Here is a 263-nt window from a genome sequence, read left to right as displayed (position 1 = left end):
ATGCCGTGGACGCTCGCGTCGAACGAGAGGCCGGCCGGCGCCTCGCGCCGCAGCCGCACGGCGAGCTGCTGCTGCGACACGACCTTGTCGGCGCCGCGGCGCACGTTGTTGAGCGCCGTCGCATCGGGGTTCGCTCCGAACTCGGCCGCCGTCAGCGCGCCCGGGTTCTCGGCCTCCGGCGTGCTCGCGACGTGGGCGCGCACGGAGAGCGTCGTCGCGGGCGAGAGTGCGAGGTCGGCGGCGGAGTTCAGCTGGCGCAGCTC

1 protein-coding gene is annotated in these 263 nt (G+C 75.3%); it reads right to left on the bottom strand.

Translation table 11 applies throughout. The features are described from left to right. The coding region (locus ACSNOK_RS34680) for a hypothetical protein (RefSeq protein WP_436784688.1) at window positions 1-263 on the bottom strand (263 nt) is incomplete at both ends.

Source organism: Streptomyces sp. URMC 126, from assembly GCF_051386555.1.
GTDB lineage: Bacteria > Actinomycetota > Actinomycetes > Streptomycetales > Streptomycetaceae > Streptomyces.
This window is presented reverse-complemented; position numbering and strand designations above follow the sequence as displayed.